This window comes from Streptomyces daqingensis, from assembly GCF_014645895.1.
GTDB lineage: Bacteria > Actinomycetota > Actinomycetes > Streptomycetales > Streptomycetaceae > Streptomyces > Streptomyces daqingensis.
Map to the genome: position 1 here is coordinate 65890 of NZ_BMMP01000009.1, position 18710 is coordinate 84599.

Genomic DNA, 18710 nt, shown 5'->3' on the forward strand with positions numbered 1-18710 from the left:
GCGGTTTCATGGAGGGCATGGCAGTCAAGAAGGTCGGACGCGGCACGTACAAGCAGCAGATCTCTGACGACCTGCGTCAGCAGATCGCGGACGGCACGCTTGCGCCCGGCGCCAAGCTGCCAACGGAGGCCAAGCTCACGGACCAGTACGGCGTCACCCGCGGGACCGTGCGAGCAGCCCTGGAGATCCTGGTCAACGAGGGATTGATCATCTCTGCCCGGCCGGTTGGCCACTTCGTACGGGATCGGAAGCCGATGGTCGTCCGCCCTCAGGCGGAGTTCCGTCCCCGGCCGTACACGCCGGAGATGGACGCCTTCATGACCGAGCACGAAGGCAGAGCCCCGGATCAGAAGATCGAGGTCAGCATCTGGGAGCCGTCCGGTGAGGTAGCGAAGCGCCTGCAACTGGAGTCGGGCGAACTCGTGGTGGCCCGCCGGCGCGTTCGGCATCTCGATGGCGAGCCGTTCAACATCAACGACAGCTTCTTCCCGCTCGACCTCGTGCGGGACTCAGCCATCATGCGTCCGGAGAACATCACCCCAGGTGCCAACGAGACGTTGGCTGAACTGGGCTTCCGTCAAGTCCGAGCCATCGATGAGATCTACGTCCGGATGCCCACGCCAGATGAAGTTCGTCGCCTCGAACTTGGCCCCGGGACCCCCGTGGCGTACCACGTGTGTACGGGCTACACCGAAGATGGCAAGCCTGTGCGCGTCGCGATCTCTGTCTATCCAGGGGACCGACACGTGATCTCGTACGAGCGGCGCCGAGAGGCACAGCCGGACAGTGAAGCATGACGGGCATGGAGATCAGGGCAGCCAGGCCCGATGAACTGGCAGTCGTTGAGGGGCTGTTGGTCGAGGCATCCGAGTGGCTCGCTTCGCGAGGGATCGATCAATGGCAGTTCCCTCCGCACCGGGACCGCATCGAGCATGCGTTGAGCCACGGGGAGTGCTTCCTTCTCGTTGAGGCTCACCAGGCCCTTGGCACCATCACGGTCGACGAGCACGCGGACCCCGAGTTCTGGCGAGACACCGACCACCCTCATGACGCGTTGTACGTGCACCGCATGGCCATGAGCCGGACAGCGGCCGGCAGGGACTTGGGTGGCGTCATGCTCGACTGGGCAGCCAAACGCGCCGCCCAGCAGGGGAAGAAGTGGCTTCGTCTGGACGCCTGGAAGGACAACGCTGGGCTGCACCGCTACTACCGCGATCACGGCTTCGACTTCGTCAGGAAGGTCGACCTAGGACACCGCCGCTCGGGAGCCCTCTTCCAGAGAGCCACGTAGACAGCGCGGTAAGACTTTCCCTACTTCATCAAGGGCTCGCTCCGCTCGCCGCGCGGCCCGGCTTGCCGCCGGGCCGACGCTCATGTCTCCGCCCCGCTCCGGCCCGGCCGCCGGCCCGCGCGCGGAGGCAAGCCACAGAAGAGGGGCGCCATCGTGGCTGGGACGGCCGACTCCACGGCTTTACGGAGCCAACTTGGAGCGAGCCTCTACGATCATGGCCCAGATCGGGCTATTGCGGGCAGGCGAGGAGCCAGCCCGATTCGCGGAAGCGTAAGGGCCATGATCTCTCGCTCCAAGCCAGCTCCACCCCAAAGCCGTTGCGCCGACCTCAGGGGCGGTGCGCAACCTGAGCACACTCGCAACGTCGCGTGCCGTGTGCGCTAATGTTGTGTACCATCACGGTGTTACCTCAACCATACGGGTGGCCTAGGCCAGATGTAGGGTTGAGGCAAGACAACAAGGGCCACAAGAAGACCCGCCCCCCTGTGGGAGCAGGGGGAACGGGCCGGATCGCTAGAGCGAGTTCATCAGACGCACGATCAGAAGACCCAACCTGATCAACAGGTTGGCGACCTTGATCAACAGATTGATCAGCGCCCACCGATCCTTCTTGTGACCGTCACACATATTGAATTCACCTCCTCGGGTTATGACTTTGCGGTCCCGCGGGGGTGACTCGTTGCGTGAGAGCCGATCCCAGGGTACATGGTGATCGGCTCTCGCTGTTCACATTCGAATACACGTGCCAGGCAGAGCAGTTGGCGGCATGACAGTCTCCGATGCGCGGCAACTCTCGGCACCCCTAAGCTACGGATCAGAAGGTGCCGTGCCCCTCGCGTGCCCCATCCAGCGGGAAACAGCGGGGAACCACGGTCACCTGCGGGCAGCGCCCCACGACAACGGCCCCCGACCAATTTCCCTGGTCGGGGGCCGTTTCACTGCTCAGCGAGCGGAGGCGGTGGGATTCGAACCCACGGTGAGGGATCACCTCACGACGGTTTTCAAGATCGATCACTGGGCTGCAACGGTCGAATGGACCGCCAGCTGGCAAACGAACCGTCTCGTGAGCGCACTCCGTGAAGATCGCCGTGGAACAGCACCACCGCTTCAGGTCTACGTGCAGGGGGATCGGCGAGGTAGGCGTTGACGTGATCCCACGTCTGCATTTCTGGTGTGAGCTGCTCGTACCACGACAAGCCGCGTGTGTTGCAGTCTCTGCACAGCAGTCCTCGTACGCACTCTCCGCACGAGGACGGGCCTGGACAGCAGGCGTGGTCGTGGTCGATGTGCCACCACGACGGCCCCTCCCAGAAGTCACCACAGACGCTGCCACACAGCGGACATGTGTCGTCTTGGGCTCTGAGGATCGCATTGACGCGAGCGCGGGTCAGCTTGTGCCGGCGCGCTTGCCGTCCTGCGTTGCGGCACTCCGGGCACACCCTGCCCTTGGGGCCCGCATCCACGCGCCAGAGCTTGTCCGAACACGTCGCACACGGCTCTAAAGTTTCCACCCAAGCGTCGAACTCCTCTTGGGTAAGCTCGGCGATCTCTCCGTCGGTCAGCCAATCCACGACCGCAGGCTAGGCATCGCCACCGACAATCGGTAAGCCAAGTGCAGGGGGCCTACTACAGCGTGTTGAGGTCAACCCGTTTAGGAGTGGTTGCTGTACAGCAGCGAAGTACAGCAACCACCGCGACCGCTGCCGGACGGTGGTGGCTTCAGATGGCCAGCTGACCGGGCGAGGTGACCTCAGCGACCGTCGTGCCCATAGTTCGCAACGAGAGGGTCAGGGGTTCAAATCCCCTCAGGTCCACAGCGGGCCGTTCTTGAGTTGGCTGGAGAACGGTTGACGAGGTCCCGTCCGATCATGGAGATCGGACGGGATTTCTTGTGTCGACGACCCGGCCCATGATGATCCCCGGCTGGGCAGCCCGATCCGGACCCCGCACGAAAGGGTCCAGAAACTCTCGCGCGCACGGCGACGAAGAGGATGGCGCTGCCTTTCGAATTGCCCTGACGCGACGCGGCGCTCCCCCCCCCCGGGCCCCTCCCTCAAGCCGTGAGCAGGGGTTCGGCGGTGGGCGCTCGCATGGCGGAGAAGCTGAGCGTGCGGTAGACCGCGACACGGTCGGCCAGTTCGGCGCATGCCGCGGCAGCCGCGGTGGTCCTGCGCGCGCAGGACGGGTCCCGCGAGTCGAGGAGCACTCCGAGAGTCGTGCCGCTGTGCCCGACGGCCACGCCGAGACCGCCCACCTCGCTGCAGATCTCCCGCATCGGCTCAAGTGACCGCTTGTACCGGAGCGGCTGGTTCATCAGCGCGCTCCGGGTCGCGACCCTGCCCACTTCTGCCAGGTCGTGACGCGGAATGGCGTCGATGAGCCTGTTCAGCAGACGGGCGTACTCGTAACCCTGCGCAGTGGAGTAGGACTTCGGGATGCGGTTGTAGGCGACGGTGTCAACCGCGCCCCCCTCGTCGATCCCCACCACGGTCATCGCCGGAAGGGATCCGAGGACCGCGCGCAGCCGCACCTCCCGGTGATGGAACGCGACGATCCCCGGGTAGAGAACGCCGTCCGTCGGTTCGATCCGGGCCAGCAGCCGCTCGATCCTGCGGGGCGGCATCGGAGTACCGAGGGACTTCGCCACGGCTCGCGCGGTGGCGACGAGGTCCGCTGAGGAGCTGGCCAGTCCCTTGCCCTCGGGGATCACGCTGCTGACGGTCAGGATGCCCCTGACGGGACGTCGCTCCTCCTCGGTGATCAAGTGCGCCAGTCGCAGGGCCTTCTTCTTGTGCTCGGGCCGTACGGTGATCCCGTCGGCTCCCGGGTCCTGACGGAACGTCGCCATGCTCCACCGGGCGACCGGCAGGGTCACGAGGAAGTCGCCACCATCCCCCGGCAGCACACCCTGCAGCAGTTCGCCGAAGGTGCCGAAGGCCGTACCAGTGCCCGTCAGCCCCTGTCGCGGTGTCACGTCGTGGGAGCGCTTCACGTGTTTCCTCTCTTCTTCCTGCGTCGCCTCCTCGTAGCCGTAGCTGTGCGAACGCATGGGTGCGCGTGTCTGAGAGCCTCCGTGCACCTGCCGCCGGCCGGCTCGACGTCACATCACGTGAAGGCATCTGAGGGTTCAGGGGACCGCACACCATGCAAGAGCCCGGCTGAAGGCCATGCGGGGACGGGGTCTTCTCGCGTACGGGCGAGATCAGTTGGCGGTGTGGCGAGGGCGGCATCGAGGTCACGCCGGGGTATCAGATGAAACTGATAATCGTTCTAACTCATCCGAGTGTGATGAGGCAAGTCGGCGGCGTCTGCGTGCATGGGCGTCCTCGGACGCGAGTCACCTCGCTGTGCTGTCGACGGCGTGCGGCGGCAAACTGCTCTTGACAATCATTTCCATTTAACTGATGCTCGCTGCACCAGGCAGCCGCCCGGTTTCAGTCGTGCCGTATCGGGGTGTGCGACTCCGGGATGCGAGAGCTGCGGCGGGCTGCCTCGGAGTTCACCTCCTCCGGGAGGCGCGCGTCATGACGAAACGGCGCGGCCGGCGGAGACGGAACCCGCAGGAAGAACCCCAGCAGGAGGAGCCATGGGCGAGCAGAACCGTACGAGGACAGCACTCTCAGCCGACGACCCGACAGCGGATAGGGCGTGGGCTCTTCACGAAACCCTTCCGCACACGCTTCCAGCAGCCGAGATCATCGCCCTCAACACCCCGAAGGCGGACCTGCACACGTGGCGCACGTACGCGTACCGGGAGTGGACGTTCGAAATGCCTCCCGGCGTCTTCACGCCGGGAGAGACGAGCCGGATGATCCACGACCGCATCTTGGACGGGACCATCCCCGTCGGCGGCAGGTCGTACGCCGCGATGGGGGTCGGCCTCGGTGTCGAGGCGGTCGTCGCCGGGCTCCGCGGGGCGAAGGAGGTCCACGCGGTGGACATCGACCCCGAGAGCGTGCGGGCGATGACGGAAGCCTACGAGCGCATCGTGGGCGACAAGCCCGGAACCCTCTTCCACCCCTGGGTCTCCGACCTGTTCGAAAGCGTGCCCGACGGAGCGCAGTTCGACGTGATCACCTTCAACCCGCCCGCCGTGCGGGAGACGGTGAGCGAGGACCCGGCCGTCGTGCGGAACGTGTGCGTGGGCATCGGCATAGTGCGGCAGTTCTTCGACCAGATCGTGCAGCGGGACCTGCTGGTGGACGACGGCGAGATCTACTTCATCGTCTCCAACACCTCCGAGCTGCGGAACATCGTCGCGTACGCGATCACCTCCGGGTTCTTCCCGGAGGTGATGCACCATCAGACGTGGAACACGGACGACGTGCAGACCTTCCTGTTCAAGCTGCGCCGAAGCGCAGCGGTCTGAGGCCCGGGGATGCACTCACACATAGCGGAAGCGATCAAGCAGCCCGATCTGATCCGTCTCGAGCCGGATCTGATCTGCCTGCGTTTCGAGACGATGAAGATCTACTCGGCCCTGGGAGCGGTTCGTCATCTGCTCGATTCGGGAGCCGTGAAGCCTGGCGACACGCTCATCGACAGCTCAAGTGGCATCTACGCGCAGGCCCTTGCGCTCGCCTGCCACCGCTACGGGCTCAACTGCCACATCGTGGGCTCCACGACCGTGGACCGCACGCTCCGCATACAGCTGGAGATTCTCGGCGCCACCCTGGAACAGGTCGAGCCCTCGAAGAACCTGCGGTTGGACCAGGAACTGAGGGTTCGCCGAATCGCGGAAATCCTCGAGGAGAACCCGTCGTACCACTGGATGCGGCAGTACCACGACGAGATCCACTACTACGGCTACCGCGAGGTCGCCGATGACATGGACCGTGAAATCCCCGCGGGGCCGGTCACGTTGGTCGGCGGCGTCGGATCGGGGGCGTCGACCGGGGCCATCGCCACCTATCTCAGGGAAGCCGGACGGGATGTGTCCGTCGTGGGCATACAGCCCTTCGGTAGCGTGACATTCGGCTCGGAACACGTACCGGACCCGGACATGATCATCGCCGGCATCGGCAGCGCCATCGAGTTCAAGAACGTCCGGCACGACCTGTACGACAGGATCCACTGGGTCAACTTCGAATGCGCCCTGTCGGGGTCCGTCGAACTGCTGCGAAACACCGGCATATTCGCCGGGCTGTCGGCCGGAGCGGCGTACCTGACCACCCTGTGCGAACGGCGCGGAGACGGCTCTCGCACGTACGTCTTCATCGCGGCCGACACGGGCCACCGCTACGTCGAGGACGCCTACGCCCAGCACCGAGGTGCCAGGGACATCGAGACCCTGAGGCCGCACGAGATCGCCTCCCTCGACGAACTGAAACCCCCCTGGTCGGCGGCGAACTGGCGCGACATATCCCCGCCGGCGCACGGCAGTTGAGACCGGCCGACAACGAACCTGGCCGGGCTCGTCAACGACGGCCAGCTCCCTGCTCGCAGAGCAGCCAGACACATTCACCACTCGACGAGAGAACTGAGAATGCCCTACCCGAAGCCGCACACCGTGGCGGAACTCACCGAGGGAATACTTGAGGGCGCCTACGGCCCGGATCCGAAGGACGTGACCGTCACCAGCGCCTTCTGGCTCTACCACACCACGCGACTGGCGGGCGGCGACGTCACATACCACAACCACTATCTCCTGCTGCGCGTGGGAGAGAGCTTCGGAGCCTGCTCCTTCGAAGCGGGCGAGGTGAGCTCCGACTTCTGCGAGAACGCCTCCGGTTCCACCCTGGAGACACTCCTGCGCAGCGAGTCCGCTTCCGTCCGCATCGCCGCGCTGGACGCCTATCTCTCGCGCGTTCGGCCTCACCGGGAGGCCGGTGAGGCCGAACCGGTCACGCTGCCCTCGGGAACGCCGGAGATACGGGCGAGGGCGCGGGACGCCGCCATCGCCGGACTGCTCGACCTTGAGCCGGGTGCCAAGGTGGCTCTGATCGGTGTGGTGAATCCGCTGATCGAAGCGATACGTGACCGGGGCGGTGTCTGTCTGCCCTGTGACCTGAACCTGCGCACGACCCAGTGGGGTGAACCCGTCTCGGACGACATGACCGAGGTTCTCGAGCAGGCCGATGCTGTGGTGGCCACCGGAATGACCCTCGGCAACGGCACGTTCGACCTGATTCTCGAGCACTGCAGGCAGAACGACGTTCCGTTGGTGGTCTACGCGCAGACGGGCAGTGCCGTCGCCCGCGCGTTCCTGTCCAGCGGCGTCACCGCCCTGTCGGCCGAGGCCTTCCCGTTCTCGCAGTTCAGCGCGGACGCGACCGCCCTGTACCGCTACCGGGCCGACAGCTTCGCGGCGGGACTAGAGGAGGCATCGTGAGCGTCGGCGCCGGGACTTCACAGATGAAGCGCGACGGTCAGGACACCGATGAGCAGCTTCCGGGCGACCTGAAGATGACGCGCACGCTGTGGCCGATACTGCTGGCCTCAGCGGTCGGGTTGCTGCCCTTCACCGTCTTCAGCACGTATCTGGTGCCGATCGCGGACGAGTCCGGAAGCAGCGTCGCGGCGATGGGCGGGCTCCGGGGACTCGGGGGCCTGGCGGCCCTGCTGGTCGGTACGGCTCTGGCGCCGCTGATCGACCGGGTGCCGAAGGAGTGGGCCGCTGCTGGCGGGCTCGGAGTACTGGCGGTGTCGGCCGCTCTCGGGGCGAGCGGCGAATACATCCTCCTGGTGGCGTTCTGCCTGCTCGTCGGGGCTGGGACAGCCGTGCTCAATCCGGCTCTGACCGCGGCGGCAGCCGACCGGTTCGGCTCCGGGAAGGCGGCCGGCAGAGCGGCGACGCTGGTCACGGCCACCCAGTCCATGACGGCGATGCTGGCGGCGCCCGTGATCGCGCTGCCCGCGGTGTTCTGGGGGTGGGAGGGAGACCTTCTCGCGGTCACAGCCGTCTCGCTGCTGCTCGCGGTGATCCTTCTCTCCTGGCGCGGCCGCTCCCGCGTCGAGGGAGAGGAAGAGGCTGACGGCGGGGAGAAGTTGAGCTACCTCGCCTCCTTCATGGCCCTTGCCGCGGTGCGGGGTGCCGTTCCGCTGCTGCTGATCTCCCTTCTCCGCACGGCCGTGTTCATGGGGTACTTGGCGTATCTGGCCGCGTACTACGACAGCCGCTTCCAACTCGACCCGGGTCTCTTCTCCTTGGTGTGGACGCTCAGCGGTGCTTCGTTCTTCGCGAGCAACCTCCTCACGGGACGGCTCACGAACTCCGCGGGGCCTCGGGTGCGTACGGAGCACTTGCTGATCCTCGGCCTCGTCGCGGCTCTGGCCTCCGTCGTCGGGTTCTACTTCACGCACTGGCTTCCGCTGGCTCTTGTGCTCACCTCGCTCCACGCGGCCAGTCACGCGGTCGTCGCCGCGTGCGCTGTGAGTCTGCTCGTCCGGCGTTGTGGGGCGCTGCGGGGATCCGCCTTGAGCATCAATGCCGCAGGGATGAGCCTCGGTGTCTTCGTCGGGGCCGCCCTCGGCGGCGCCGGCCTCGGCCTCGCCGGCTATCCCGGAATCGCCTTGGCCTTCGGGGCGCTCATGGCGGCGGCATTGGGAGCTGCCTTCCTGGTCTCGCGTCTCTCCGGCGACGAACACACCGGCGAGGACGGCACGGAGAACCCTGAGTCGTCCGACACGTCCGCGACCCCGTGACCGGCTCACTCACGACGGACACGGCGTCCACCGTCCGTCCCGGAGAGGAGTGCGTATGCGCCCGTCAGCATCCCCGGCGCCGCCGGTGAGCAGCGATTGCCGCATCCCGGACGGGAAGGCGAACCAGGCTCCCGGCGCCCGAGGTTCCGAATCCTCCGCCTCACGTATGCGGTTGACGACGACCTGCTTCGTCCTCCTCGCTCTGCTGCTGGTGTCGGTCGTCGTTGCGATCGGCCTCGGAACCGCGGTGGTCACTCCCGGCGACACGGCCTGGTACCTGTGGGCGGCCCTGACCGGCGGGAAGATCGGCGCGAGCGAGGCGACGACCTATCAGATCGTCTGGGAGATCCGCACGCCACGCGTACTCCTGGCCGCCCTGGTCGGGGCCGGGCTGAGCACCGTCGGCGTCGCCGTCCAGGCGATGGTGCGCAACGCGCTGGCCGACCCGTACGTGCTGGGCGTCTCCTCCGGGGCGTCCGTGGGCGCGGTCGGCGTCACCGTCACCGGAGGGCTCGCGGTTCTGGGTGTCTACGCCGTGTCCGCCGGGGCCTTCCTGGGGGCGCTGGCGGCATCCGCCATGGTGTACGCAGCTGCCGCCAGTCGGGCCGGGATGTCCCCGCTGCGCCTCATCCTCACCGGCGTCGCCATGGCGCTCGGTTTCCAGGCTGTGATGAGCGTGATCATCTATCTGGTCCCCAACAGCGAGGCCACCAGCACGGTTCTGTACTGGACCATGGGCAGCTTCGGCGCCGTGACGTGGGCAGCGCTGCCCGCCGTGGCCGCGGCGGTGCTGCTCGGCCTGGTCGTGCTGCGGCGCTACGGCCGTGCCCTGGACGTGATGGCGCTCGGCGACGAGACGGCGGCGAGCCTGGGCGTCGACCCTGACCGGCACCGCAAGCAACTCCTGGTCCTCATCTCGCTCGTGACCGGTGCCATGGTCGCCGTGAGCGGTGCCATCAGTTTCGTCGGCCTGGTCATGCCCCATTTGGTGCGCATGGTCGTCGGGTCCACGCACGCGCGCGTACTCGCGGTCAGCCCCCTCGTCGGAGCCGTCTTCATGGTGTGGACGGACCTCGTCGCCCGAACGCTCGTGGCCCCGCGGGAACTGCCCCTCGGCGTCATCACCGCACTGGTCGGTGTCCCGGTCTTCGTCACGCTGATGCGCCGCAAGGCCTACATGTTCGGAGGCCGTTGACATGGACCTCACCCTCGACCGGCTCTCCGTCGTCACCGACGGCAAGAAGCTCCTGCACGACCTCTCCCTGAACGTGCAGGACGGCCGGTGCGTGGGCCTCGTCGGGCCCAACGGCAGCGGCAAGTCCACCGCGCTGAAGTGCATCTACCGAGCCCTGCGGCCGAGTTCCGGCACCGTGCGGATCGGTGAGGAGGAACTCTCCCATCTGAGCATGCGGCGAAGTGCCCAAATGGTCGCCGCCCTTGCTCAGGACGGGGAGGTCGAACTCGACTTCACCGTGGAGGAGGTCGTCGCGTTGGGCCGCACGCCCCACATCCGGGGCAACCAGGTGCTCAGTGCCAGGGAGCGGGAGCTGTGCGAGCGGGCCATGGAGCAGCTCGACATCTCTCACCTTGCCCGGCGCGGCGTGCTGACGCTCTCCGGCGGTGAGCGTCAACGCGTTCTCGTGGCCCGCGCCTTCGTCCAGGAGCCGCAGATCCTCGTCCTCGACGAGCCGACCAACCACCTCGACGTACGTCATCAGGTGGAGCTGCTGTCGCTGCTGCGCAGCACCGGTCTGACCACCTTGGTCGTCCTGCACGACCTCAACCTCGCCGCAGCGGCCTGCGACCAGCTCGGCGTGCTCTCCGACGGATGCCTGGTCGCCAACGGGGCTCCCGAAAAGGTCCTGACGCCGGAACTGGTTCACGACGTCTTCGGCGTCCGCACAACCGTCGTCAGCCACCCGCTGACCGGCGATCCGCAACTGCTCTATTCCCTCACCCCCACCCCTCCATCACCGGACGGAAGTGACACCTCATGCCCCTCGCCCGGCCACTGAACCATCCATGGCGGCGCGCCGTTGCCGGATCGACCGCGGCTGCCGCACTCCTGCTCAGCGGATGCGGTGCCGATGTCGTGACCGACGGAAAGAAGTCCGAGAAGACCACCGTCAAGAGGTGCGGCGAGCCGGTCGAATACACCGTTCCCAAGCGCACCGTCGCCTATGAAGGCGGCAGCGCCGACAAGCTCTTCAGCCTCGGACTGACCGACCACGTGCACGGCTATGTGATGCCACCGGCGAACCCTCCCGTGAAGGAGTCGCCGTGGGCGTCCGAATACGCCAAGGTGAAGAAGCTCAGCGACGATCTCCTCAACAAGGAAGTCGTCGTCGACGCAAAGGCCGACTTTGTCGTGGCCGGCTGGAACTCCGGCTTCAGCGACCAGCGCGGCATCACACCCGAGATACTCGACAAGCTCAAGATCCAGAGCTTCATGCACACAGAGAGCTGCTACAACTACCCGAAGCACCCTGAGAAGAAGAAGCCCTTCGAAGCCCTGTACACCGACCTGGAGCGGCTCGGGAAGATATTCAAGGTGGAGGAGAAGGCGAGGAAGGTCGTCGATGACCTCAAGCGGCGCGAGAAAGCGGTGGAGGCGAAGGCGCCCAAAGGCAGCCCGGTACCGGTCTTCCTCTACGACTCGGGCACGGACCAGCCCTTCACGGCGGGGGGCCAGGTCCCGCCCGACGACATCATCGGGAAGGCCGGCGGGAAGAACATCTTCTCCAGCCTCGGCCAGCGCTGGACGCAGGTGAACTGGGAGAGCGTCACCAAGGCCGAGCCCGAGGTCGTCGTCATCCTCGACTACGGTGACAAGCCCGCAAAGAAGAAGATCGAATTCCTCAAGAAGTCACCGCAGACGCGGGAGTTGCCCGCCGTGAAGAAGAACAACTTCTTCATCCTCGACTACAACGAGGGAATCAGCGGCCCCCGCAACATCGACGGCCTGGAGAGGTTCGGAAAGTACTTGCGTGAACTGACGCGCTGACCGTGCATAGAAGCACCGTCATTCTTCGACTGCAGCAAGGCGGCCGACAGGGGCAACCCTGACCAGCGACTGAAGCCGAGTGCATCGACGTGCCGGTTCAGTCGCGCGGACCGTGACGCGCAGGTGGCGGTCGGCGACGACAGTCCCCGCGAGGGGGCCGGGATCCGGCGGGGGCTTCGTCGTGCCTTACAGCAGCGGAGGGCAGTAGTGCCGGTGGTGACCGCCCTCCATCGCTGGGGGCGAGTGCTGAGTTCGGAATGAGCACCCCGGGCTTTTATCAGGGTGGTATCCAGATCGGATGACTGAGGCATTCACCCGCCAGCCCTGTGACGCCGTCCTGTGCGATCTCGACGGTGTGATCCGATTCTTCGACCATGCCGAGGTGATTCGCCTTGAGCGCGATGCGGGGTTAACAGCGGGCAGCACGGCCGCAGCGGCGTTCGGCCCGGAGAACGGCACGGCCCTGGTGCTGGGGCAGATCACCAAGAAGCAGTGGGCGGACTCGATCGCCCGCGCGCTCGCGGAGCGCATTCCTAAGGCCGACGCCCGTGGGTTGGCCGATGCTTTCACCCAGACCCCGGTCTGGGTGGACCCGATAGCGGTCGCCCTTCTCCGCGAGGCCCGAGAGCACTGCACCGTCGTCCTCGTGACCAACGCAACCACGTGGCTGGACGACGATCTTGCTCAACTCGGTATCGCCGACCTGGCGGACGACGTGGTGAACAGTGCCCGTGTCGGCAGTGCCAAGCCGGACGCCCGCATATACGAGATCGCCGCAGAGCGAGCAAGGGCCACCCCCGATCGCTGCCTCTTCGTGGACGACCGGCAGGCGAACGTAGAGACCGCCGTCAGGCTCGGAATGGCGGGAGTGCTCTATCGCGATTCCGAGGATCTGCGCGAGTCCCTACGCCGGTTCTGTCCGACTGCGAACCGACACAGCACCGATTGAGCCAGCTGTACGAGGTTCTGTGTGAGTGGATGTCGAGACGCCGACGGCGGCTCCGTCCCAGGGGTCTCAGCGGCCGGCAGCGGGCGCACCGAGAAAGGGAGAGCAGCATGGCGATTCAGCGGATGGACAACGTCGGCATCGTCGTCGAGGACATGGACGCCGCCGTCGCGTTCTTCGTGGAGCTCGGTATGGAGCTGGAGGGCAGGGCGGAGGTCGAGGGGCCCTTCGCTGACAAGTGCACCGGGCTGGAGGGCGTTCACTGCGACGTCGCGATGCTCCGCACCCCGGACGGTCACAGCCGGCTCGAACTGGCGAAGTACCTCAGCCCCGCCGCCGTCAGAACCGGGCCGCGGGACCAGCCGCACAACATCGTGGGCACGCACCGTGTGATGTTCGCCGTCGACGACATCGAGGACACCGTCGCCCGCCTGCGACCTCACGGCGCCGAACTCCTCGGCGAGGTCGCCCGGTTCGAGGACATCTTTCTGCTCTGCTACGTCCGTGGTCCGGAGGGGATCATCGTCGGCCTGGCCGAGCAACTGCGCTGAGGGGGAAGGCTCCGCAGCCCTTCGAGGCGAGCGCCGGGCGGGACGCGGAGCTCGTGGCCCTCCGGGCCGGCCGGCACGTCGGGGCCGGTGGTTGTTCACGGCGGCGGAGCCGGTTTCCGAACAATGCGCTCCTGAGCTGGAGTTGTCCTGGGCGGCCGAAAGGTGGGCGTCCGGACGGGTCATGCACAGGAGAGGGGTCGTCGGTGTTCAAGAGGGTTGGTACCGCGGTGGTGGCCGCCGGGCTGGTTCTGGTGTCGGGCGGCTGCGGGGGCGGCGCGGACGGGAAGGCGGACGCGTCGGGGAAGGCATCGGCTGACGCCACGCCGACCCGGCCGCCGTCGAAGAAGCTGGTGGAGTGGGTCGGCGACATGTGCGAGTCGACGGCGGAGCTGAAGGCGGTCCGCAAGGAGAGCGCGGCGCAGCTGAAGGAGATCAGGAACCCGGACGAGCACGGTCCGGGCGCCGAAGTCCTCGCCGTCGGCTACGTCTCGCACACGCCCACGGTCGTGGAGGACGTGGAGCGCGACATGGGGGAGTTCGGCAGCTCGGACGTTCCCAAGGCGGACAGGCTGCTCGAAGAGTGGCGGAAGAAGCTGAAGCGCGTCGTGTCCGAACTCGACGACGTGTCCCCGGGTGACGCCTTCGACGACGCCGAGGGCAGCGCCGAGGACGTGGACGAGCACGTCCAGTCCCTCACGTCCCCCAAGCCGGGCCTTCCCGCGCTGATGAAGAAGGACCCGCAGCTCAAGGCCGCGCACAAGCGTGCGAAGCAGTGCGCCCCCGGCTGGAAGCCCGAACCGGAGGAGGATGCTCCGGCGCCCGCCTCCACCGGTCCCCTGCCGAAGGCGGCGGACGGCAAGAAGACCAGCGCCTGCACGGACGGCGCGTGCGAGATCCTGGTGACCTCGACGGAGAACGTCACCGCCAAGGGGGTGAACGTGCACATCTCCGTCTCGGAGGAGTCCGTCACGTTCAGTTCGGGCGGCACGATCATGCAGTTGGGCGGCGTCGGAGGCGTGGCCTCGTTCGGGGACGAGGTGGCCGTGACCGTCCTCGCGCACAACAAGGACGGCGCCGTGCTGAAGTTCGCCGCTCCCTGAGCGCCGCCCCGCCGGCGCCGCCCCGCAGGCCGCCGGACCGGCGTGCGGGCGCGGGGCGCGTTTGACGCTCACGCGCCCCGCGCCGGTCAGCGCTCCTCGCAGGCCTCCCGGTAGCCGAGTTGCGGCAGGTGCTCGCGCCAGTCGGACCGGTTGAGGACGCCGCCGGTGCGGTCGCAGACGTAGGACGCCGCGCGGTCCGGGTCCAGGGTCCATACCCGGGCCGTCAGGTCGTAGCTCGTCGAGGTGAGGGTGCCGCCCTTCGGGTTGAACGCGACGGAGGTGACGGTGTCGACGTGCCCGGCCAGCTCCTGGCCGTACTGCCCGGCCCTGGCGGGGTCCGCGACGTCCCACAGCCGGACGGTGCTGTCGCCGCCGCCGGTGGCGAGGGTCTCGCCGTCGGGGGCGAAGTCCAGGCTCCGCACCGCCCCGCGGTGTCCGTCCAGCCGGCTCCCCACCGGGCGTGCCCGGTCGGGCCGTCGTACGTCCCACAGCCGGATCGTGCGGTCCTCCCCGCCGGTGGCGAGGGTCTCGCCGTCCGGGGCGAAGGCCACGGCGTGGACTGCCCGTTCGTGGCCGGTGAGGGCGCTGCCCGCGGGGCGTGCCCGGCCGGGCCGCCGTACGTCCCACAGCCGTGCCGTGCCGTCCTCGCTGCCGGTGGCCAGGGTGCGGCCGCCGCGTGCGAAGTCCGCGGAGACGACGCTGTCCTCATGTCCGCGCAGCGGTTCTCCGAGCTGGCGTGCCCGGTTCGGCCGCCGTACGTCCCACAGCCGCACCGTGTCGTCGTTCCCGCCGGTCGCGAGTGTGCGGCCGTCGGGGGCGAACGCGACGGTGAGGGCGCCGCCGTCGTGCGCCTTCAGCGGTTCGCCGGCGGGCGTGGGGTGTTCGGGGTCCGACACGTCCCACAGGCGCACCGTTCCGTCCATCGAGCCGCTGGCCGCCGTGCGGCCGTCGGGGGCGAACGCGACCGCCCGCACGTCGTCCTCGTGGCCGGTGAGCGTGCCGGCCCGGCGCGGGCGGCCCGGCTCTCGCACGTCCCACAGGCGGACCAGCAGGTCGTCGGTGCTCGCGGTGGCGAGCGTGCGGCCGTCGGAGGTGTAGGCGACGGAGGTCAGGGGGTTGGTGAAGTCGGTCAGGACGGCCGGCGGCCGGTGCCACAGGCGGACGTCCCGGTCGGCGCCCGCGGTGGCGAGGGTGCGGCCGTCGTGGCCGAACTCCACTTCCCACACCGCCTCGGTGTGGCCGGTCAGCGGTTCGCCGAGCTGCTGCGGATACGCGGGGTTGGCCACGTTCCACAGGATCGGGGAGTCGTCCTCGCCGGCGGTGGCCAGCGCCTTCCCGTCGGGGCTGAAGGCGACGGAGAAGACCGCCGAGGTGTGCGCGGTGAGCGGGTCGCCGAGAGGTTCGAGCCGGTCCGGGTCGGACGCGTCCCACAGCCGTACGGTCTCGTCGTAGCCGGCGCTGGCGAGGGTCTTGCCGTCTGGGGAGAAGTCCAGCGTCCAGACGGGTTCGGTGTGTTCACGCCGGGGCTTGCCGAGCGGTTCGGCCCCGTCCTCGTCGTAGCGCCACATGCGCACGGTCTCGTCGTAGCCGGCGGTGGCCAGGGTCTCGCCGTCGGGGGAGAACGCGACGTCCCGGACGCTGTGATGCGCCGATTCGTCGGCCTCGACGGGCTTGCCCACGGGCTGGGGACGGGCCGGGTCGCGTACGTCCCACAGCCGCAGCGTGGCGTCGTCGCCGGCGGTGGCCAGGACCTTCCCGTCGGGGGAGAAGGCCGCGGAGACGACGTGCTTCTCGTCGTGGCTCGTCACCGGCCGGCCGGCGGGGCGGGGCCGCTTCCGGTCGCGGACGTCCCAGAGGCGGATCGTGCCGCCGTCACCCGTGGCCGCCAGCAGGTGGCCCGAGGGCGAGAAGGCGACCGAGCTGATCCGGCCCGTACGCAGACGAAGCGGCCGGCCCAGGGGGCTGCCCGAGTCCGCCGGACGGGACGCCTTGCCGCGACGGGCGGCGGTGTCCCACAGCCGGACGGTGCCGTCGTGGCCGCCGCCGGCGAGGGTGCGCCCGTCGGGTGTGTAGGCGACGGCGCTGACGACGCCGCGGTGGCCGGGCAGCTTCGTCGACAGGACGCGGCCCGCGTCCGAAGCCAGCCGGGTCCGCAGGTCGGGAGTGGAGCGCATGCGGTAGGCGGCGGTGTCGAGCCGTGCGGCGAGCCCGGCGTGCGTCTCGCGGAGACCGTCCGCCTCGGCTGTGATACGGCCGAAGACGACGTCGTCCCGCTCGGCCTGCGCGGTGGCCCGCGCCTGCAGGGCGGCGACGGCGGTGCCGCCGGCGAGCAGCCCCAGTGCGGCGAGCACGGCGACGACGGTACGCCGCAGCCGCACGGCGCGATGCCGTCGGCGGAGCGAGGCTGAGAGGAACTGCCGCTCCAGCGGGGTGAGTTCGGCGCCGCCGGCGTCGTCACCGTCCGCGCGTTGTGCGGTGCGGTGCGCGGCGTCCCGCGGCATGAAGGCGTCGCGTGCGGCGCTCAGCCGGCTGCCCGCGTACAGCGCGGCGTTCTCGCGGTCGAGCGCCTGCCAGGTACGCGCCGACTCCGAGAGGGCCCGGTGGACGCGCAGCCGGTCGCGCTCGGCGTCGATCCACGCGCGCAGGCGCGGCCAGGCGTTGATGAGCGCTTCGTGGGCGAGGTCGACGGTGCCGTCGTCGAAGGTGACGAGCCGGGCGCGGACCAGGCGCTCCAGGACGACACGCGTGTCGGCGGGGTCGCCGAAGTCGAGCTCCGCGTGCTCGGCGGGGCGGCGCGTGTCGGGCGTGCCCTCGCCCGGGGCGACCAGACGCAGCAGGATGCGGCGGGCGATCTCGGCCTGGGGCGGGGTGAGTTCGCCGTATACCTGCTCGGCCGTGCGGACGACGGCGCCGTGCAGCCCGCCCGCCGCCTCGTACGCCGACTCGGTGAGGGCCCGGCCGCTGCGGTGGCGCCACGTCTCCAGCAGGGCGTGGGACATCATCGGCAGCCCGCCGGGGGCGCCCTCGACCTCGTCCAGCAGGCGGTCGGTGAGGGCGCGTTCGACAATCAGGGAATCCGCGGCGGCCGGGCGGACGATCGCCTCCCGCAGCTCCGCTCGGCTCATGGGCCCGACGAGCAGCGTGGCGTCCTGCAACGCGGCCGTCAGACCGGGGTGTTCGGCGCAGCGGCCCAGGAAGTCGGCTCGTACGGCGATGACGACGCGCAGCCGGCTGCCGGCGGCGGTGGCGGCGAGGAGGCGGTCCGTGAAGGCGTCACGTTCCGCGGGGTCGGAGCAGAGGGTGTACAGCTCCTCGAACTGGTCGACGATCAGCCAGGTGTCGGCGTCGGTGTCCGGCGCCGGCAGCAGCCGTTCGGCGTGTGTGCGCAGCGGTTCCGCTCCGGGTGTGAGGATGCGTACGGCCGCGGGGGCGGTGCCGCTGTCGCCGCCCTCCCCGTCTCGGGGGGTGCGCAGCCGGGGGATGAGGCCGGCGCGCAGCAGCGAGGACTTGCCGCTGCCGGAGGGGCCGAAGACGGCGGTGAAGCGGTGCTTGCGGTTGAGCTCGGTGAGCCGTTCCACGAGCTGGTCGCGGCCGAAGAACAGCGCGGCGTCGTCCGGTTCGTAGCGGGTGAGGCCCCGGTAGGGCGCGCGGGCGGTGTCGTTCTCCGCGCTTCCGGCGGCCGCTTCGGCCGACGCCTCGCGCCAGAGCCGCTCCCACTCGGCCACGTCGCCGCCGCATGCCTTGACGTAGGCGAGCGCCACCGCGCGGGTCGGCAGCTGTTTGCCCGCCGCGGCCTGCGACAGGGTGGTCACTCCGTACTTCGCCCGCTCGGCCATCACCCGGTAGGTGGGCCTTCCCGCGGACTCGCGCAGCGCGCGCAGTCCCGCGGCGAACCGCTGGACCGGTCCTGCGTCCGGATCCAGATCGCCCTCGTTGCGCCCCGGCCCTGGTCGTCCTGACACTGCCCCGCCCCGCCCCCGTTCCCCCATGCCGCTGGGACGTCACCCGGCGTGTCACCCAGCGCGTCTGCCCGGGCGCCCACGGTAGGCACTGACGGGGACGGCTGCAACCGCGGTCCGGGCCAACCTCGGGCGGCACGCGGGGAGTTCGCCTCGACGTCCTGGAGTTCCGGCCGGGCGGGGCCCGTCCGGCGCCCCTGTCCGTCGCCGTCCTT

15 protein-coding genes are annotated in these 18710 nt (G+C 68.7%); 12 read left to right on the top strand and 3 right to left on the bottom strand.

Annotation, left to right across the window (positions count from 1 at the left end):
* Positions 1 to 17: 17 nt before the first annotated feature.
* Together IEY56_RS14800 and IEY56_RS14805 are read left to right on the top strand one after the other, a co-directional pair.
* The gene (locus IEY56_RS14800) at positions 18 to 797 is read left to right on the top strand and encodes a GntR family transcriptional regulator (RefSeq protein WP_189037648.1); all 780 of its coding nucleotides are present in this window, start codon (positions 18 to 20) and stop codon (positions 795 to 797) included.
* Positions 798 to 802: 5 nt separating this feature from the next.
* Complete coding sequence (locus IEY56_RS14805) at positions 803 to 1291, top strand: GNAT family N-acetyltransferase (RefSeq protein WP_229711905.1); 489 nt, start codon at positions 803 to 805, stop codon at positions 1289 to 1291.
* Between the two features lie 1001 nt (positions 1292 to 2292).
* Here IEY56_RS14805 and IEY56_RS29080 read toward each other — a convergent pair.
* Entirely contained in the window at positions 2293 to 2862 is a 570-nt protein-coding gene (locus IEY56_RS29080; protein WP_189037650.1) for an endonuclease domain-containing protein, read from the bottom strand.
* A gap of 482 nt (positions 2863 to 3344) precedes the next feature.
* Positions 3345 to 4340: a GHMP family kinase ATP-binding protein gene (locus IEY56_RS14815; protein WP_189037651.1), complete on the bottom strand. Its 996-nt coding sequence runs from the start codon at positions 4338 to 4340 to the stop codon at positions 3345 to 3347.
* A 537-nt stretch (positions 4341 to 4877) separates the two neighbouring features.
* Here IEY56_RS14815 and IEY56_RS14820 point away from each other — a divergent pair.
* From IEY56_RS14820 to IEY56_RS14865, 10 genes are all read left to right on the top strand, one after another.
* A complete protein-coding gene (locus IEY56_RS14820; RefSeq protein WP_189037652.1) occupies positions 4878 to 5660 on the top strand; it encodes a class I SAM-dependent methyltransferase in 783 nt (260 codons plus the stop codon).
* Between the two features lie 9 nt (positions 5661 to 5669).
* Positions 5670 to 6677 carry a pyridoxal-phosphate dependent enzyme gene (locus IEY56_RS14825; protein ID WP_189037653.1) on the top strand — a complete coding sequence of 336 codons (1008 nt, stop codon included), beginning with the start codon at positions 5670 to 5672 and terminating at the stop codon, positions 6675 to 6677.
* 99 nt (positions 6678 to 6776) lie between these two features.
* Positions 6777 to 7622: a Rossmann-like domain-containing protein gene (locus tag IEY56_RS14830; RefSeq protein WP_189037654.1), complete on the top strand. Its 846-nt coding sequence runs from the start codon at positions 6777 to 6779 to the stop codon at positions 7620 to 7622.
* Positions 7619 to 8935, top strand: coding sequence for an MFS transporter (locus tag IEY56_RS14835; RefSeq protein ID WP_229711906.1), 1317 nt, complete (start codon positions 7619 to 7621; stop codon positions 8933 to 8935). Before IEY56_RS14830 ends, IEY56_RS14835 begins: the two co-directional genes overlap by 4 nt.
* A gap of 166 nt (positions 8936 to 9101) precedes the next feature.
* Positions 9102 to 10130: a FecCD family ABC transporter permease gene (locus IEY56_RS14840; RefSeq protein ID WP_229711925.1), complete on the top strand. Its 1029-nt coding sequence runs from the start codon at positions 9102 to 9104 to the stop codon at positions 10128 to 10130.
* Position 10131: 1 nt separating this feature from the next.
* Positions 10132 to 10950 carry an ABC transporter ATP-binding protein gene (locus IEY56_RS14845; protein ID WP_189037656.1) on the top strand — a complete coding sequence of 273 codons (819 nt, stop codon included), beginning with the start codon at positions 10132 to 10134 and terminating at the stop codon, positions 10948 to 10950.
* On the top strand, positions 10929 to 11939 hold the full coding sequence (locus tag IEY56_RS14850) for an ABC transporter substrate-binding protein (protein WP_189037657.1): 1011 nt from the start codon (positions 10929 to 10931) through the stop codon (positions 11937 to 11939). Before IEY56_RS14845 ends, IEY56_RS14850 begins: the two co-directional genes overlap by 22 nt.
* A 298-nt stretch (positions 11940 to 12237) precedes the next feature.
* On the top strand, positions 12238 to 12888 hold the full coding sequence (locus tag IEY56_RS14855) for an HAD family hydrolase (RefSeq protein ID WP_189037658.1): 651 nt from the start codon (positions 12238 to 12240) through the stop codon (positions 12886 to 12888).
* Between the two features lie 107 nt (positions 12889 to 12995).
* Positions 12996 to 13436, top strand: a complete 441-nt coding sequence (locus IEY56_RS14860) for a VOC family protein (protein WP_189037659.1) — start codon at positions 12996 to 12998, stop codon at positions 13434 to 13436.
* A gap of 203 nt (positions 13437 to 13639) precedes the next feature.
* Entirely contained in the window at positions 13640 to 14536 is an 897-nt protein-coding gene (locus tag IEY56_RS14865; RefSeq protein ID WP_189037660.1) for a hypothetical protein, read from the top strand.
* 86 nt (positions 14537 to 14622) lie between these two features.
* Here IEY56_RS14865 and IEY56_RS14870 read toward each other — a convergent pair whose 3' ends face one another.
* Positions 14623 to 18498 (bottom strand): nSTAND1 domain-containing NTPase, encoded by a 3876-nt coding sequence (locus IEY56_RS14870; RefSeq protein ID WP_229711907.1) that lies wholly within the window; start codon positions 18496 to 18498, stop codon positions 14623 to 14625.
* Positions 18499 to 18710 lie beyond the last annotated feature (212 nt).

Excerpts from the sequence above, each read along its gene's own strand:
- IEY56_RS14800 (WP_189037648.1), top strand. The coding sequence starts at position 18 with ATGGCAGTCAAGAAGGTCGGACGCGGCACGTACAAGCAGCAGATCTCT.
- IEY56_RS14805 (WP_229711905.1), top strand. The coding sequence starts at position 803 with ATGGAGATCAGGGCAGCCAGGCCCGATGAACTGGCAGTCGTTGAGGGG.
- IEY56_RS14815 (WP_189037651.1), bottom strand. The coding sequence starts at position 4,340 with ATGCGTTCGCACAGCTACGGCTACGAGGAGGCGACGCAGGAAGAAGAG.
- IEY56_RS14820 (WP_189037652.1), top strand. The coding sequence starts at position 4,878 with ATGGGCGAGCAGAACCGTACGAGGACAGCACTCTCAGCCGACGACCCG.
- IEY56_RS14825 (WP_189037653.1), top strand. The coding sequence starts at position 5,670 with ATGCACTCACACATAGCGGAAGCGATCAAGCAGCCCGATCTGATCCGT.
- IEY56_RS14830 (WP_189037654.1), top strand. The coding sequence starts at position 6,777 with ATGCCCTACCCGAAGCCGCACACCGTGGCGGAACTCACCGAGGGAATA.
- IEY56_RS14840 (WP_229711925.1), top strand. The coding sequence starts at position 9,102 with ATGCGGTTGACGACGACCTGCTTCGTCCTCCTCGCTCTGCTGCTGGTG.
- IEY56_RS14845 (WP_189037656.1), top strand. The coding sequence starts at position 10,132 with ATGGACCTCACCCTCGACCGGCTCTCCGTCGTCACCGACGGCAAGAAG.
- IEY56_RS14850 (WP_189037657.1), top strand. The coding sequence starts at position 10,929 with ATGCCCCTCGCCCGGCCACTGAACCATCCATGGCGGCGCGCCGTTGCC.
- IEY56_RS14855 (WP_189037658.1), top strand. The coding sequence starts at position 12,238 with ATGACTGAGGCATTCACCCGCCAGCCCTGTGACGCCGTCCTGTGCGAT.
- IEY56_RS14860 (WP_189037659.1), top strand. The coding sequence starts at position 12,996 with ATGGCGATTCAGCGGATGGACAACGTCGGCATCGTCGTCGAGGACATG.